The 14,796-nt window shown below is 67.9% G+C and carries 15 protein-coding genes and 1 tRNA gene; 5 read left to right on the top strand and 11 right to left on the bottom strand.

Going from position 1 to position 14,796, the window contains the following annotated elements:
- Positions 1 to 23: 23 nt before the first annotated feature.
- Entirely contained in the window at positions 24 to 926 is a 903-nt protein-coding gene (gene cysM / locus VHAB30_RS01370; RefSeq protein ID WP_095746540.1) for a cysteine synthase CysM, read from the bottom strand.
- 41 nt (positions 927 to 967) lie between these two features.
- On the opposite strand from cysM, the gene VHAB30_RS01365 reads away from it, so the two are divergent.
- Positions 968 to 1,052, top strand: a tRNA-Leu gene (locus VHAB30_RS01365).
- 104 nt (positions 1,053 to 1,156) lie between these two features.
- Here VHAB30_RS01365 and VHAB30_RS01360 read toward each other — a convergent pair.
- The 3 genes from VHAB30_RS01360 to VHAB30_RS01350 form a co-directional block, all read right to left on the bottom strand.
- Positions 1,157 to 1,606 (bottom strand): GAF domain-containing protein, encoded by a 450-nt coding sequence (locus VHAB30_RS01360; RefSeq protein ID WP_159275548.1) that lies wholly within the window; start codon positions 1,604 to 1,606, stop codon positions 1,157 to 1,159.
- Between the two features lie 85 nt (positions 1,607 to 1,691).
- Entirely contained in the window at positions 1,692 to 2,114 is a 423-nt protein-coding gene (locus VHAB30_RS01355) for a RidA family protein (RefSeq protein ID WP_159275547.1), read from the bottom strand.
- 12 nt (positions 2,115 to 2,126) lie between these two features.
- Entirely contained in the window at positions 2,127 to 3,062 is a 936-nt protein-coding gene (locus VHAB30_RS01350; protein WP_159275546.1) for an SDR family oxidoreductase, read from the bottom strand.
- A 74-nt stretch (positions 3,063 to 3,136) separates the two neighbouring features.
- Here VHAB30_RS01350 and VHAB30_RS01345 point away from each other — a divergent pair, with 74 nt between their 5' ends.
- Both VHAB30_RS01345 and VHAB30_RS01340 read left to right on the top strand, forming a co-directional pair.
- Positions 3,137 to 4,201 carry a CDP-6-deoxy-delta-3,4-glucoseen reductase gene (locus VHAB30_RS01345; RefSeq protein WP_159275545.1) on the top strand — a complete coding sequence of 355 codons (1,065 nt, stop codon included), beginning with the start codon at positions 3,137 to 3,139 and terminating at the stop codon, positions 4,199 to 4,201.
- Between the two features lie 37 nt (positions 4,202 to 4,238).
- Positions 4,239 to 5,216, top strand: a complete 978-nt coding sequence (locus tag VHAB30_RS01340) for a Bug family tripartite tricarboxylate transporter substrate binding protein (protein WP_095746546.1) — start codon at positions 4,239 to 4,241, stop codon at positions 5,214 to 5,216.
- On the opposite strand, the gene VHAB30_RS01335 is transcribed toward VHAB30_RS01340, so the two are convergent.
- Positions 5,188 to 5,964 (bottom strand): Crp/Fnr family transcriptional regulator, encoded by a 777-nt coding sequence (locus tag VHAB30_RS01335; protein WP_095746547.1) that lies wholly within the window; start codon positions 5,962 to 5,964, stop codon positions 5,188 to 5,190. The genes VHAB30_RS01340 and VHAB30_RS01335 overlap by 29 nt on opposite strands.
- A 155-nt stretch (positions 5,965 to 6,119) precedes the next feature.
- On the opposite strand from VHAB30_RS01335, the gene VHAB30_RS01330 reads away from it, so the two are divergent.
- Together VHAB30_RS01330 and VHAB30_RS01325 are read left to right on the top strand one after the other, a co-directional pair.
- Complete coding sequence (locus tag VHAB30_RS01330; RefSeq protein ID WP_159275544.1) at positions 6,120 to 8,315, top strand: xanthine dehydrogenase family protein molybdopterin-binding subunit; 2,196 nt, start codon at positions 6,120 to 6,122, stop codon at positions 8,313 to 8,315.
- A gap of 11 nt (positions 8,316 to 8,326) precedes the next feature.
- On the top strand, positions 8,327 to 8,785 hold the full coding sequence (locus VHAB30_RS01325; protein WP_056572291.1) for a (2Fe-2S)-binding protein: 459 nt from the start codon (positions 8,327 to 8,329) through the stop codon (positions 8,783 to 8,785).
- A 64-nt stretch (positions 8,786 to 8,849) separates the two neighbouring features.
- Here the strand turns inward: VHAB30_RS01325 and VHAB30_RS01320 are convergent, their stop codons facing one another.
- The 6 genes from VHAB30_RS01320 to lolA all read right to left on the bottom strand — a co-directional run bounded on the left by VHAB30_RS01320 (position 8,850) and on the right by lolA (position 14,756).
- Positions 8,850 to 9,623, bottom strand: a complete 774-nt coding sequence (locus VHAB30_RS01320) for an ABC transporter ATP-binding protein (RefSeq protein WP_172438340.1) — start codon at positions 9,621 to 9,623, stop codon at positions 8,850 to 8,852.
- A gap of 1 nt (position 9,624) precedes the next feature.
- Positions 9,625 to 10,398: an ABC transporter ATP-binding protein gene (locus tag VHAB30_RS01315; RefSeq protein ID WP_056572293.1), complete on the bottom strand. Its 774-nt coding sequence runs from the start codon at positions 10,396 to 10,398 to the stop codon at positions 9,625 to 9,627.
- A gap of 17 nt (positions 10,399 to 10,415) precedes the next feature.
- The gene (locus VHAB30_RS01310; protein WP_062481017.1) at positions 10,416 to 11,624 is read right to left on the bottom strand and encodes a branched-chain amino acid ABC transporter permease; all 1,209 of its coding nucleotides are present in this window, start codon (positions 11,622 to 11,624) and stop codon (positions 10,416 to 10,418) included.
- 13 nt (positions 11,625 to 11,637) lie between these two features.
- Positions 11,638 to 12,567, bottom strand: a complete 930-nt coding sequence (locus tag VHAB30_RS01305; protein ID WP_062481019.1) for a branched-chain amino acid ABC transporter permease — start codon at positions 12,565 to 12,567, stop codon at positions 11,638 to 11,640.
- Positions 12,568 to 12,795: 228 nt separating this feature from the next.
- Positions 12,796 to 14,088 (bottom strand): replication-associated recombination protein A, encoded by a 1,293-nt coding sequence (locus tag VHAB30_RS01300; protein WP_139703237.1) that lies wholly within the window; start codon positions 14,086 to 14,088, stop codon positions 12,796 to 12,798.
- Between the two features lie 26 nt (positions 14,089 to 14,114).
- Complete coding sequence (gene lolA / locus VHAB30_RS01295; RefSeq protein ID WP_159275543.1) at positions 14,115 to 14,756, bottom strand: outer membrane lipoprotein chaperone LolA; 642 nt, start codon at positions 14,754 to 14,756, stop codon at positions 14,115 to 14,117.
- Between the last annotated feature and the right edge of the window lie 40 nt (positions 14,757 to 14,796).

The following is a 14,796-nucleotide window of genomic DNA, read 5'->3' as shown; positions in this document are numbered from 1 at the left end:
GGCGCCGCCGCAGTGTGAAGGGATCAGGCGGGGAAAACGCCCGTCGACAGGTAGCGGTCGCCGCGGTCGCAGACCACGAAGACGATGGTGGCGTTCTCGACCTTCTTCGACACCTCGATGGCCGCCCACAGCGCGCCGGCTGCCGAGATGCCGCCGAAGATGCCCTCTTCGCGCGCCAGGCGCCGGCACATCTCTTCGGCGTCGTCCTGGCTCACGCTGATTTCTTCATCGACGCGGCTCGGGTCGTAGATCTTCGGCAGGTACTCGACCGGCCACTTGCGGATGCCGGGAATGCGCGAGCCTTCGGCCGGCTGCGCACCGACGATGCGCACCGCCGGGTTCTTTTCCTTCAGGTAGCGCGAGACGCCGGTGATGGTGCCCGTGGTGCCCATGGCGCTCACGAAGTGCGTGATCTTGCCGTGCGTGTCGGTCCAGATCTCGGGGCCGGTGGTCTCGTAGTGGATGCGCGGGTTGTCGGGGTTGGCGAACTGGTCGAGCACGCGGCCCTTGCCCTGGGCGACCATCTGCTCGGCCAGGTCCCGCGCGTATTCCATGCCGCCGCTCTTGGGCGTGAGCACCAGCTCGGCGCCGAAGGCCTTCATGGTCTGGGCGCGTTCCACCGAGAGGTCCTCCGGCATGATCAGCACCATGCGGTAGCCCTTGATGGCCGCGGCCATCGCCAGCGCGATGCCGGTGTTGCCCGAGGTGGCCTCGATCAGCGTGTCGCCGGGCTTGATTTCACCGCGCTCCTCGGCCCGCTTGATCATCGACAGCGCCGGCCGGTCCTTGACCGAGCCCGCCGGATTGTTGCCTTCGAGCTTGCCCAGGATCACGTTGCCGCGCTTGGCGTTTTCCGCGGCATGGATGCGTTGCAGGGCAACCAGGGGGGTCTTGCCGATGGCGTCTTCGATCGTCGGATAATTCATGCCAGCCACTGTGCCATAATTTTGGGCTTCCTTCCGGATGTGCCCGGGTGGTGAAATTGGTAGACGCAGGGGACTCAAAATCCCCCACCGAAAGGTGTGCCGGTTCGATTCCGGCCCCGGGCACCACGAGACGACACCGTCTCACCCCCACATCAAGAAACCCGCTCGCTTCACTGGCGCAGCGGGTTTTTCTTTGCCTCGGGGGCTTTCGGGCCGGGCAGCGCCCCGCCCTAGCCAAGCACGTCGGCGAGCTTCACCTGCAGCGACAAGGCGGCCTGGTGCAGCAGCTCGAACTCGTCGTCCGGCAGCGGCACGGCCGTGAAGTTGAAGTGGCACAAGGTGCCGGCGACCGCGCCCGAGGGGTTCAAGAGCGGAACGCCGTGGTAGCTGATGGTGTAGTCCCGTCCGGGGTGCGTGGCAAAGCGCTCGTCCACGCTCGAGTCGTCGGTGCGGAACCACCCGTCGCGCAGGACAAAGGGACAGATGCTCGCCTCGAAGGGCACGACGGCAATGTTCTCGGGGATCAGCTCGCCTTGCTTGTCGTGCAGGTAGAGGCTCGTGACCAGGTCGGCGCGGATCTTGTAGATCCCGGTGTACCGATGCGGCACGCGCGCGTTCAAGTAGGCGAGGACAGCCTGCGCGCCTTGATCGGCAAGCAACGCTTCAATCGTTTGGGGCATTCGTTTCGTCCGCTTCGCTTCGATCGGTTCGATCTGGAACCTGTCCTGCCATGGTACGCCCGGCCCCTGGGCATCCGCTTCGGTGTCAGCCCGCTTGCGCGGTCTTCAACGCCGCCACCGCACGAATCTCCACCCGCAGCGCCGGCCGCGCCAGCGCCGCCACACCGAGGATCGTCCACGCCGGGAAATCCCCGGTGATGTAGCGGTCCTTCACCTCGCGAAAGCCCGTCAGCTCGTGCTCGACGTCGACGTGGTAGCTCACGATCTCCACCAGGTCGGCGAAGCCGAGCCCCGCGCTCTCGAGCACCACGCCCAGCCGCCGGAAGGCCCAGTCGGCCTGTTCCGAGGCGCTCTCGGGCACGCTGCCGTCGGCACGCAGGCCGACCTGCCCCGCCACGAACAGCAGGCCGCCGGCCTTGACGCCGGGCGCGTACTTGAAGGTGTCGAAGACGGCGGTCGAGCCGAAGGTCGGATGGCCGTCGGGGATGCGCACGCTCTGTTTGTTCACGGGTGCGTCCCTTCAGGCTTCTGTGGGCTGCAGGCCGGTGCGCACCGTCGGATGCGCGAGCCGCACGCGCAGCTCGCGCTTGAGCCGCGTGTTGTCGAGCCGGCGCGATTCGCCCATGAAGCTCAGCAGTTGCAGCGGCAACTGCCGCTCGGCCTCGCCGCGCGCCACACGCGGCGGGCGGGGCATGCCGTAGAGGTCAGCGGCCAGGTCGAAGTAGTCGCCCATGCGCAGCTCGGTGTCGTCCGACGCGTGCACCACGCGCTGGGGCTTGCCGCGAAACAGCGCCGCCACGCAGGCGCGTGCGAGGTCGTCGGCGTGGATGTGGCTGGTGTAGACGTCGTCCTCGCGGCGCAGCACGGGCGTGCCGCGCTCCAGGCGGCCGCGCGGCGTGCCGTTCTCGCGGTCGGGCGCGTAGATACCCGGGATGCGCAGGATGCTGGTGCGCACGCCGGTGCTGCGGCCAAACCAGCGCACGGCGCGCTCGGCATCGACGCGCCGGTGGGAGCGCGGGGTGTCGGGGCGCACGCCGCGCGTTTCGCTCACGCGCGCGCCGCCGCAGTCGCCGTACACGCCGCTGGTGGAGCCGTAGACCAGCGCCGAGGGCAGCGAGCGCAGCCGCAGCGCCTGCGCCAGCGACACGGTGCGCTGGTCGCGCCACCAGGCCGCGCCGCCTTCGCGGGCGGGCGGCGCCAGGTGCACCACGCGGGTGGCGATGCCTGCCAGGCGGCGCAGGGTGGCGCGGTCGTCCAGGTTGCCCACCAGCGGCCGGATGCCGGCCGCGCGCAACGCCGCGACGCGGTCGGCCGAGGACGTGAGCGCCACCAGCTGCATGCGCCCGCGCAGGTTGCGCGCCACGCGCTGGCCGACATCGCCGCAGCCGACGATCAGCAGGCGCTCGCGCCGGAACCGGGCCGGCAGTGCGCCGGAGGGACTATTGATTGAAGGCAAAATCCGGGTTTCCTGTCTCAATTCAGTTGTCCCGGCCGCATGCAGCCGGGAAAGTTCACCCCCGAAGAATACCGATGACTGCTACAGCGCCGCACGAAGCGGGCTTTTCCATCACCGTCGAACCCAGCGGGCGCCACTTCGTGGTCCAGGGCGACGAAACCATCCTCGCGGCCGGCATCCGCCAGGGCATCGGCCTCCCCTACGGTTGCAAGGACGGCGCCTGCGGTTCCTGCAAGTGCAAGAAGCTGTCGGGCGAGGTCACGCTCGGCCCGCACCAGAGCAAGGCGCTGAGCGCCGAGGAGCAACTGGCCGGCTACGTGCTGACCTGCTGCGCCCATCCGACGAGCGACGTGGTGCTGGAGTCGCGCCAGGTCACCGAGGCCGGCGCGCTGCCGATCCGCAAGATGCCGGTGCGCGTGATGGCGCTCACGCGCCAGTCGCACGACGTGATGATGCTGCGCCTGCAACTGCCGGCCGGCGAGCCGCTGCAGTTCTATGCAGGCCAGTACGTCGAATTCATCCTGCGCGACGGCGCGCGCCGCAGCTACTCGATGGCCAACGCGCCGCACACGGTGGCCGTGCCGGGCACGGGTCTCGAACTGCACCTGCGGCACCTGCCGGGCGGCAAGTTCACCGACCACGTCTTCGGCGCGATGAAGGAAAAAGAGATTCTGCGCATCGAAGGCCCGTTCGGCAGCTTCTTTCTGCGCGAAGACTCCGACAAGCCGATGATCCTGCTGGCCTCGGGCACGGGCTTCGCGCCTATCAAGGCGCTGCTGGAGCACATGCAGTTCAAGGGCATCGAGCGGCCCGCCGCGATCTACTGGGGCGGACGCCGCCCCGAGGACCTCTACATGGACGCCTGGCTGCGCGAGCAGCTGGCCGCGATGCCGAACCTGCGCTACGTGCCCGTGGTGTCGAACGCCACGCCGGAAGACAACTGGACCGGCCGCACCGGCTTCGTCCACCAGGCGGTGCTGGAAGACTTCACCGACCTGTCGGGCCACCAGGTGTATGCCTGCGGCGCGCCGATCGTGGTCGACTCGGCCAAGCGCGACTACGTGGCATTGGCCGGCCTGCCGGAAGAAGAGTTCTTCGCCGACGCCTTCACCACCGAAGCCGACAAGGCCCTGCCCTGAGCCTTCGCGTTCCCCCTTTTCCTTTGCGTAGAACAACATGAAGACGAGACACTTCCTCCTGACCCTGATCGCTGGCGCCACGGTGCTGGCCACCAGCCACGCGGTCGCACAACAACACCGCCCGATCCGCCTCGTCGTGCCCTACGCGGCCGGCGGCCCGATCGACAACACGGCGCGCATCCTGGCCGAGCAGGTGAAGGACACGCTGGGCGGCCCGGTCATCATCGACAACAAGCCCGGCGCGGGCGGCAACATCGGTGCCGACTTCGTCGCCAAGGCGCCGGCCGACGGCCTCACGATCGGCATCGCGGCCACGGCCACGAACGCGGTGAACCCGTGGCTGTACAGCAAGATGCCGTTCAACGCCGCGACCGACTTCGCGCCGATCACGCAGATGGTGCGCGTGCCCAACGTGTTGGTGATGAACGCCGAGACGGCCAACCGCCTGAACATCCGTACGCTGGCCGACCTGATCCGCTACGCCAAGGCCAACCCGGCCAAGCTCAACTACGCCAGCGGCGGCAACGGCAGCGCCGGCCACCTGGCGGGCGAGCTGTTCAAGAAGGAAGCGGGCATCTTCGCGGTGCACATTCCGTACAACGGCGGCAACCCGGCGCAGCTGGCGCTGCTGTCGGGGCAGGTCGACTTCAACTTCGACAACCTCGCCACGGCCGCGCCGAACATCCGCTCGGGCAAGCTGAAGGCGATCGCGGTCACGACGCTCAAGCGCAGCAGCGCCCTGCCCGACGTGCCGCCCGTGGCCGACACGCTCAAGGGCTTCTCGATCGACACCTGGTGGGGCCTGGTCGCGCCGGCCGGCACGCCGCCCGAGGTGGTCGCGAAGCTGAATCAGGCCTTCGTCGCCGCGCTGAATGCGCCGGAAACGAAGACCCGCTTCGCCTCGATGCTGGCCGAGCCGGTCGGCAACTCGTCCGAGCAGTTCGGCGCCTTCATGAAGAGCGAACTCGCCAAGTACGAGAAGGTGGTCAAGGCCACCGGGGCGAAGGTGGACTGACGAGGTCGTCCAGGGGCGCCGCGGCCTGCGTGTCGGTGGCCGCGGCCACGGCCGCCGCCGCTTCGGCCGCCCCGCTCTGGTAGGTGCGCAGGCCCGCGAGGTCGAGCACTTCCACGCCGCCATGTTCGATGCGCAACAGGCCGTCGCGCTGCAGCGCATGCAGCGCGCGGTTGGCACGCTGGCGCGACACGGCCGACAAGAGGCCGATCTCGTCCTGGCTCAACCGCACGAAGCGGGTGGCGCGCGGATAGAGGATGGGGTCGAACAGGCTGGCCAGGCAACGCGCCACGCGCGCGTCGGGCCCGAGCAGGCGATCGAATTCCATGAGGCCGATGAACAGGCTCAGTCGCGCATTGATGTGTAACAACAGAAACCGATTGAAGTCGATGCTGGTGGACATCAGCCGCTCGAAGCTGTGCCTCGGCACGCAGGCCACGCGCGTGGGCCGCAGCGCCACGCCGTCGTAGCGCCAGCATCCGGGGGTGAGCAGCGAGCCTTCGCCGCCCCAGCCGCCGGCGGTCACGCCGGTGAAGGTGGACACGCGCCCGTCGGGCAGCGACACCGACATCTTCATGAGGCCGTCGATCACGCCGATCCAGTGATCGGCCGGCTCGCCCCGCCGCACGACGAAGCCGCCGGCCGGCACCACGCGCTCGTGCGACTCCTGGACGACGCGGTCGAGTTCGTCGTCCGTGAGCGCGCGCGCCCACAGGCTCTCGCGAAGCATGTTCTCCAACGCGTTCGACATCGCGCCTCCTGCTGTCGTCCCTCGTGACATCGCATCGGCCGATCCGTCGCAGGCGCCGGTCGGCGGGGACCGTAAGAAATGTCGTTGCAACGACATCTTCGGCGCGGCGATGGTGCCACAGTCATCCGCGTTCGCCAAACAACAAGGAGACAACGATGAAGCGTTCGAACAAGGACCCGCGTCCCGCGCGCGGGCCGGACGACGGGGACGCGCACGGCCTGCGCCGGCGCGACGTGCTGGGCTACGCCACGGCCGCGCCGCTGGCCTCGGCGGCGGCCGGCATCGCGGGGCTCGGCGCCCTCACGGCGCCCGCCTCCGCGGTGGCCGCGCTACTGCCGATGACCCCGCCCGACACCACCGACCTGATCGACATCGGCGACGCAGTCACGCTGACCTCGCTGCCGACCATGCCGCTGGTGAAGGTGACGAACACCGGCGACGGCCGCGTGCGCCTGGCGCTGCCGCGCCTCGAAGTGGGCCAGGGCATCGCCACGGCCAGCGCGATGATGCTGGCCGACAAGCTGCGCCTGCCGCTGAGCGCCATCGAAGTCACGTCGGCCGACGCGAGCCCCGAGCTGATCTGGAACCAGCTCACGGGCGGCTCGTCGAGCGTGCGCTCGATGCACGCCGGCATGCCAGTGCTGGGTGGCCTCGGCGGCCTGCTCTCGGGCTCGACGCCCTCGGTGGTCGGCCAGCGCGTGACGCGGCTCGATGCGCTGGACATCGTCACCGGGCGCAAGAAGTTCACGCTCGACCAGGCGGTGCCCAATGCCAAGCCGACGATGGTGCGGCGCCCGCCAACCATCAACGGCAAGTTCGTCGGCATCAACAACCTGAACACGGTGATGGGCATGCCGGGCGTGATCGGCGTGGTGCCGATCCCCGCCACCAATGGCATCACGCCGACGCCGCCCGGCGTGGCGGTGATGGCCGAGACCTTCGGCCAGGCCTGGGCCGCGGTGAACGCGCTCGACGTGACCTGGGCCGCCGGCCCGCTCGACGGCGAGTCGAACGCCACCATCATGCGCAAGCTGAAGTCGTCGCTGCTGCCCTTTGCGCTGCCGCCGCTGGGCGCACTGACGGTCGAGGCCGAGTTCGAGTTCGCGCCGGCCGCGCACTGCCCGATGGAAGTCGAATGCGCGATCGCCGATGTGCGGCCCGACCGCGCCGAAATCTGGGCCGGGCTGCAGAGCCCCATCGTCACCCAGCAGGCGGTGGCCGCCGAACTGGGCCTGCCGCTGAACAAGGTCGTCGTGCATGCGGTGCCCTCGGGCGGCTCCTTCGGGCGGCGCCTGTTCTGGGACCCGGTGCTGCAGGCGATCCAGGTGTCGAAGGCGCTGGGGCGCCCCTGCCGCCTGATGTACCACCGCACCGACGACATGCGCCACACGCGCATCCGCCCGCCGATCTACCAGAAGGCGCGCGCCACGATGCTGCTGGGCCAGGTCATCGCCTTCGAGCAGCGTATCGCCAGCGTGCGCCTGGACACGCGCCACGGCTTCGGCAACATGCTCGAGGCCGCCGCCATCGCGCTGCCCAATGCCTTCCCGCAGACGGTGGGCAACTTCGCGATCGAGCAGGTCATGTTCAAGACCATGGTGACGTCGCCCTACAACTTCGGCGTCACGACCAAGCTGCTGACGCCGGTGCCGATGGACATGAACACCTGCTCCTACCGCTCGGTGCACATCCAGCCCGCGCGGCTGGTGGAAGAGATCCTGGTCGACGAGATGGCCCGTGCGGCGCGCAAGGACCCGGTCGCCTTCCGGCTCGAGTACCTGCGCCTGCCGCGCGCCCGCGCGGTATTGAAGGCGGTGGCGGAGGCCGCGCAATGGGGCAAGGCGATGCCGGCAGGCTTTGCGCAGGGCGTGGGCGTGCACCAGGAGTCGAAGTCGTTCACGGCCTGCATCGTCGAGATCGACGCGCGCGTGCCGGCGCAGGCCCGCGTGGTGCGAGCGACCATCGCCATCGACGTGGGCACGCCGATCAACCCCTCGGGCATCGAGGCGCAGCTGCAGGGCGGCCTGTGCGAATCGATCGCGCTGGTGCTGTCGGCGGGGCTGCACATCCAGAACGGCCTGCCGCTGGAAGGCAGCTACTCGCAGTACCACTTCTCGCGCATGAAGCACTACCCGAAGGATGTGAAGATCATCATCCTGCCGGCCAATGGCGAGGCCATCGGCGGCCTGGGCGAGGTCGGCCTGTCGGCGAGTTCGGGCGCCATTGCCAACGCCTACGGGCGCGCCACCGGCATCAAGCCGCGCAGCTTCCCGCTGAACTTCCCGGTCGACTTCACGCCGATCCCGCCGGGCAAGCTGCCCACGCCCGTCAACGTTCCGATCCCCGCCTGAGGAGACCCGCCATGCCTGTGCAATCTTTCAAGGTGAACGGCCAGAACGTCGACGTCGAGGCGCCCGACGACCTGGCGCTGCTGTGGGTGCTGCGTGACAAGCTCGGCATCACCGGCCCGAAGTACGGCTGCGGCATCAACGTGTGCAAGGCCTGCACCTGCCACGTCGACGGCAAGGCCGTGACGACCTGCTCGGTGCGCGTGTCCGACGTGCGCGGGCGCCAGGTGACGACCATCGAGGGCCTGGCCAACGGCAACACGCTGCACCCGGTGCAGCAGGCCTGGATGAACCTGGACGTGCCGCAGTGCGGCTTCTGCCAGCCGGGCCAGATCATGGCCGCGGTAGACCTGCTGCGCCGCACACGCACCCCGACGGACGCCGACATCGACGCCATCGAGAACGTGTGCCGCTGCGGCACCTACGGCCGCATCCGCGAGGCGATCAAGGCCGCCGCCGCGATGATGGGATAGGGACAGACGGAAAAACGGCCAGCCACCGCGCTCGGCGGTGCTGGCCGGTTGGCGCTTGCGGCGCTTACTCGCCGAGGTAGGCGGCGCGCACGCGCGGGTCGCGCAGCAGTTCCTTGGCGTCGCCGTTCATCGTGATGAGGCCCGACTCCATGACGTAGCCACGGTCGGCCAGTTGCAGCGCGCGGTTGGCGTTCTGCTCCACGAGCAGGATCGTGACGCCCTGCGAAGCCACGGTCTGCACCACCTCGAAGATCTTGTCGCACATGATCGGCGACAGGCCCATGGTGGGTTCGTCGAGCAGCAGTACCTTCGGGCGCGCCATGAGCGCGCGGCCCATGGCCAGCATCTGCTGTTCGCCGCCCGACATCGTGCCGGCCAGCTGGTCCTTGCGCTCGCGCAGGCGCGGGAAGGTCACGAACACGCGCTCCATGTCGCTGGCGATCTCGGCCTTGTCGTTGCGGATGTAGGCGCCGATCTGCAGGTTCTCGGTGATCGTCATGCGCGTGAACACGCCGCGGCCCTCGGGCACCATCACGAGGCCCTCGCCCACCAGGTCCCAGGCGCCGCGGCCCTTGATGCTGCGGCCCAGGAATTCGATGTCGCCCGCGCCGGCCGGCAGCGTGCCGGTGATGGCCTTCATGGTGGTGGTCTTGCCGGCGCCGTTGGAGCCGATGAGCGAGACCAGCTCGCCCTCGAACACGTCGAAGTCCACGCCCTTCACGGCCTGGATGCCGCCGTAGCCGACCTTCAGGCCGCGGACCTTGAGCAGGTTCTTGCCTGCGGCCTTGGCGGCGGCCGGTGCCGTCGCGGTTGCCATCGTTGCTTCTGCGGTGCTCATCTCAGTGTCCTCCGGTGCCGAGGTAGGCCTCGATCACCTTTTCGTTCTTCTGTACCTCGACCGGGTTGCCCTCGGCAATCTGCTTGCCGTAGTCGAGCACGGTGACGCGGTCGCACAGGCCCATGATGAGCTTGACGTCGTGTTCGATGATCAGGATCGTGCGGTTGTCCTTGCGGATGCGGTCGATGAGCTCGCGCAGCAGGACCTTCTCGGTCGAGTTCATGCCGGCGGCCGGTTCGTCCAGCGCGATGAGCTGGGGGTCGGTGGCCAGGGCACGCGCGATCTCGAGGCGGCGCTGGTCGCCGTAGCTCAGCGTGCGCGCCTTGTAGTCGGCGAACTTGCCGATGCCCACGTAGTCGAGCAGCTCCTGCGCCCGCTTGGCGATGGCCGCTTCTTCGGCCTTGAAGCCCTTGGTGCGCAGCATGGCGCCGAACACGCCGGAATGCGTGCGGATGTGGCGCCCGACCATCACGTTTTCGAGCGCCGTCATTTCGGCGAAGAGGCGGATGTTCTGGAAGGTGCGCGCAATGCCGGCCTTGGCTACTTCGTGCACGGCCGTCGGCTGGTAGGGCTTGCCGGCCAGCTCGAAGGTGCCGCTGTCGGGCGTGTACAGCCCGGTGATCACGTTGAAGAAGGTCGTCTTGCCGGCGCCGTTGGGCCCGATCAGGCCGTAGACTTGGCCGCGCTTGATGGTGATGCCCACGTCCGAGAGGGCCTGCAGTCCGCCGAAGCGCTTGGAGATGCCGCGAACGTCGAGGATGGTGTCTGTCGTCATGTCTGTGTGTCCTTGGCTCACGGATTGATGGACATGGGACGCGATGCCGCACCCGGCACTTCGTCGGCGGGGCTGTCGATGCCCGGTGCGTGGGTCTGCAGCGTTCCGGGCGCCACGGCCGCATGGGTCGGGTCGACGGGCGCGCCGTTCTTCTTGGTCAGCGTCTTGCCGTGTTCCGGCGAGGGCCACAGGCCGCGCGGGCGCATCAGCATGATGACGATCATGGCCAGCGCGATGAACAGCTGGCGCAGGATGGACGCGTCGAGGCGGCCGTCGGTCATCGCCTGCAGCGGACCGGCCACGTAGCGCAGCACTTCGGGCAGCGCGGCCAGCAGCACGGCGCCCAGGATGACGCCAGGCAGGTGCCCAAGGCCGCCCAGCACGACCATGGCGACGATCATCACCGACTCCATCAGGCTGAAGGACTCGGGCGACACGAAGCCCTGGAAGGCCGCAAACATCGCACCCGACACGCCGCCGAAGCTGGCGCCCATGCCGAAGGCCAGCAGCTTCATGTTGCGGGTGTTGATGCCCATCGCCTTGGCAGCGATTTCATCTTCGCGGATGGCCATCCAGGCGCGGCCGATGCGCGAGATCTGCAGGCGGTGCGAAATGATGATGGTGGCCACCACGAGCGCCAGAAACAGGTAGTAGTACAGCGTGACCGAGGAGATCGTGAAGCCGTCGAACTTCCACGCCTTGCCGAGGTCGAGACCCCAGAACTTGATGGAGTCGATCGCCGTGATGCCCTTCGGCCCGTTGGTGATGTTGATCGGCTGGTCCAGGTTGTTCAGGAACACCCGGATGATTTCACCGAAGCCGAGCGTGACGATCGCGAGGTAGTCGCCGCGCAGCTTCAGCGTGGGCGCCCCCAGCATCGCGCCGAGCACCCCGGCCACCACCAGTGCGAGCGGAACCACGATCAAGAGCGAGGTGTGCAGCCCGTTCGGGAACATCGCCTTGAACCACGGAAAGGTGTCCGAGAGGTGCGACGAGCCCATCAGCGCGTAGAGGTACGCGCCGACCGCAAAGAAGGCCACGTAGCCCAGGTCGAGCAGGCCGGCGTAGCCGACCACGATGTTCAGGCCGAGCGCGAGCATCACGTAGAGCAATGCGATGTCGGCGATGCGCACCCAGGCGTTGCCCTGGGTCTGCAACAGGATGGGCAGCGCCAGCACGGCGACCACGCCGAGGATGTAGAGCGCGAGGTTCTTGCTGTTCTTCATGGTGTGCTGCTCCTCAGGCCCGGTCCGCCACGCGCTCGCCGAGCAGACCCGAAGGCCGCAGCGTGAGCATCACGATCAGCACGATGAAAGCGAAGATGTCGCTGTAGTTGCTGCCCAGCACGCCACCCGTGAGGGTGCCGATGTAGCCGGAGCCGATGGCCTCGATGAGGCCCAGCAGGATGCCGCCGACCACTGCGCCGGCCAGGTTGCCGATGCCGCCGAACACGGCCGCGGTGAAGGCCTTGAGGCCGGGCAGGAAGCCCATCGCGTGTTGCGCGATGCCGTAGTTGGAGGCGTACATCACGCCGGCGATGGCCGCGAGCACGGCGCCGATGATGAAGGTGGCCGAGATGACCATGTCGGGCCGGATGCCCATGAGCGCTGCGACGCGCGGGTTCTCGGCGGTGGCGCGCATCGCGCGGCCGAGCTTGGTGTAGTTGACCAGCCACATCAGGATCACGAGCGAGAACGCCGTGACGCTGAGGATCATGACCTGCGTCGGCGAGATGACGGCGCCGCCCACGTGGATGGGGTCGGTCGGCAGCAGGTTGGGATACGCCTTGTTAGTGGGCTTCCAGATGATCATGGCCAGCGTCTGCAGCAGGATCGACACGCCGATGGCGGTGATGAGCGGTGCGAGCTTGGGGCTGTTGCGCAGCGGCCGGTAGGCCACTTTCTCGATCACGAAGTTGAGGCTTGCCGCGACGACGCAGGCAATGATCAGCGCAACGAAGAGGATCAGCCAGCCCGGTGTGTTGGGCATTCCGTCCTTCATGAGCCCGATGATGGTCCAGCTTGTGAGCGCCCCCACCATCAGCACTTCACCGTGCGCAAAATTGATCAGATTGATGATGCCGTACACCATGGTGTAGCCCAAGGCTATCAAGGCATACATGCTGCCGAGAACCAGACCGTTGATGATCTGCTGCAGCAATATTTCCATAACGCGATTCCCTATGTGTTGCACCTTGCGGGTGCCATTCACCTACCGAGGCACCGGTTTGGCGCCACTGGCTTGACAAGCAAAAAACCAGCCAACATGTGTCGCCGGCAGATTTGGTGGGCGGGATTGTAGACACGCCCCGGCGCTGTTTTGGGGCGGGATGACCGGGGTTTACCCGCTCACTTCATGCTGTATGCGCGTGAAGTCATGCAGATGCGCAAACCTGTATCAGCGATCTGAATTTGTGTTGAGGCGACGCAGTTCGCGCAGCTTTTCCGCGATGCGGATTTCGAGTCCACGCTCGACCGGTTCGTAGAACACCTGGCCTTCCAGGCCCTCGGGCAGGTAGCGCTCGCCGGCGGCGAAACCGCCCTCCTCATCGTGCGCGTAGCGGTACCCCTTGCCGTAGTCGAGCTCCTTCATGAGCTTGGTCGGTGCATTGCGCAGGTGCATCGGCACCGGGCGCGTGCTGTCTTTCTTCACCAGCGCGCGCACCGCGTTGTAGGCCTTGTAGACCGCGTTCGACTTGGGTGCGATGGCCAGGTAGACCACGCATTCGGCCAGTGCCAGCTCGCCTTCGGGGGTACCCAGGCGCTCGTAGACCTCGGCCGCATCGAGCGCCAGGCGCAGCGCGCGCGGATCGGCCAGGCCGATGTCTTCGCTGGCCATGCGCACGAGGCGGCGCGCCATGTAGCGCGGGTCGGCGCCACCGTCGAGCATGCGCACGAACCAGTAGAGTGCGGCGTCGGGGTCGCTGCCGCGCACCGATTTGTGCAGCGCGCTGATGGTGTCGTAGAACTGCTCGCCGCCCTTGTCGTAGCGGCGCATGCGCTCGCCGAGCACGCGCAGCAGCCACTCGTCGGTGATGTTCGTGAGCTTCTCAGCGCCGGCCGCAACCGCCAGGGTCTCGAGCGTGTTGAGCAGGCGGCGCGCGTCGCCGTCCGCGTAGGCGACCAGGCGGTCGATGGCCGCCTCGTCGATGGCCGGAACCGCCTGGATCGCCTGCGCCTTGGCAACGATCTGCTTCAGGTCGCCCTCGTTGAGCGACTGCAGCACATACACCGCCGCCCGCGACAGCAAGGCCGAATTGACTTCGAACGACGGGTTCTCGGTGGTCGCGCCGATGAAGGTGAACAGGCCCGACTCGACGTGCGGCAGGAACGCGTCCTGCTGGCTCTTGTTGAAACGGTGCACCTCGTCGACGAAGACGATGGTGCGCTGCTGCGTGAGCCCGTCGCGCGCGGCGGTGGCCTGCTCGACCGCCTCGCGGATGTCCTTCACGCCGCCCAGCACCGCGCTGATGCTCAGGAACTGCGCGTCGAAAGCGTCGGCCATGAGCCGCGCGATGGTGGTCTTGCCGGTGCCCGGCGGGCCCCAGAGGATGCAGGAGTGCGGCTGGCCCGACTCGAAGGCGATGCGCAGCGACATGCCCGGACCGAGCAGGTGCTGCTGGCCGATCACTTCGCCGAGCGTTTTGGGACGCAGGCGCTCGGCGAGGGGCTGGTGGGTGCGCGGGGCCAAACCGGGGACTGTCCTGCTGAGGGTGATTACTGCTTGAGCACGTCGGCACCCGCGGGCGCCTTGAACTCGAAGGTGCTGGCGGGCAACGCGGGGTTCACCTCGACCTTGCTGAACTTGAGCACCGAGCGCTGGCCGAAGCTGTCCAGGATCTCGAGGGCCGCGAGCGCGTCACCCTGGAAGCCGACCATCACGCTCTGCAGCTGGCCGTCCTTGTTCTTCGGCGTGGCCTTGACCCACTGCAGGCCGTCGCGCTCGGGCGCGGCTTCCAGCGCGAAATCGGCCTGCAGGGCGCGCAGGTCGGCGGCGGAGGCAATCAGCGCCGCAGGTGTCGAGCCCAGCGCCTGCGCCTGGGTGCGCTGCGTGACCTGGTTCAGGTCGGCGTCGTAGAGCCAGAGCGTCTTGCCGTCAGCCACGATGCTCTGGGCAAAGGGCTTGCGATAGTCGAACTTGAATTTGCCGGGGCGATGGAATTCAAAGGTGCCGGTCGACGTCTTCACGCGGCCCGGCTGGCCCTCGCGCGGCGGGGCCGTCACGGTCTGGGTGAACTCGGCGCGGCCGGACTTGACCGTCTTCACGAAGGCTTCGAGGCTTTCGAGCCCGTCGGCCCAGGCACTGCCGGCCACCGTGCAGATCAGGCCGGCCAACAGCCAGAGGCGGGTTTTCTTCATGGGAGGTTCCTCGGAAAAACGTTGCTGCGATGCCCATCGA

The organism is Variovorax boronicumulans, from assembly GCF_009811375.1.
In the GTDB taxonomy this organism is placed as follows: Bacteria; Pseudomonadota; Gammaproteobacteria; order Burkholderiales; family Burkholderiaceae_C; genus Variovorax; species Variovorax boronicumulans.
This window is presented reverse-complemented; position numbering and strand designations above follow the sequence as displayed.

Excerpts from the sequence above, each read along its gene's own strand:
- cysM (WP_095746540.1), bottom strand. The coding sequence starts at position 926 with ATGAATTATCCGACGATCGAAGACGCCATCGGCAAGACCCCCCTGGTT.
- VHAB30_RS01360 (WP_159275548.1), bottom strand. The coding sequence starts at position 1,606 with ATGCCCCAAACGATTGAAGCGTTGCTTGCCGATCAAGGCGCGCAGGCT.
- VHAB30_RS01345 (WP_159275545.1), top strand. The coding sequence starts at position 3,137 with ATGACTGCTACAGCGCCGCACGAAGCGGGCTTTTCCATCACCGTCGAA.
- VHAB30_RS01340 (WP_095746546.1), top strand. The coding sequence starts at position 4,239 with ATGAAGACGAGACACTTCCTCCTGACCCTGATCGCTGGCGCCACGGTG.
- VHAB30_RS01335 (WP_095746547.1), bottom strand. The coding sequence starts at position 5,964 with ATGTCGAACGCGTTGGAGAACATGCTTCGCGAGAGCCTGTGGGCGCGC.
- VHAB30_RS01330 (WP_159275544.1), top strand. The coding sequence starts at position 6,120 with ATGAAGCGTTCGAACAAGGACCCGCGTCCCGCGCGCGGGCCGGACGAC.
- VHAB30_RS01325 (WP_056572291.1), top strand. The coding sequence starts at position 8,327 with ATGCCTGTGCAATCTTTCAAGGTGAACGGCCAGAACGTCGACGTCGAG.
- VHAB30_RS01320 (WP_172438340.1), bottom strand. The coding sequence starts at position 9,623 with ATGAGCACCGCAGAAGCAACGATGGCAACCGCGACGGCACCGGCCGCC.
- VHAB30_RS01315 (WP_056572293.1), bottom strand. The coding sequence starts at position 10,398 with ATGACGACAGACACCATCCTCGACGTTCGCGGCATCTCCAAGCGCTTC.
- VHAB30_RS01310 (WP_062481017.1), bottom strand. The coding sequence starts at position 11,624 with ATGAAGAACAGCAAGAACCTCGCGCTCTACATCCTCGGCGTGGTCGCC.
- VHAB30_RS01305 (WP_062481019.1), bottom strand. The coding sequence starts at position 12,567 with ATGGAAATATTGCTGCAGCAGATCATCAACGGTCTGGTTCTCGGCAGC.
- lolA (WP_159275543.1), bottom strand. The coding sequence starts at position 14,756 with ATGAAGAAAACCCGCCTCTGGCTGTTGGCCGGCCTGATCTGCACGGTG.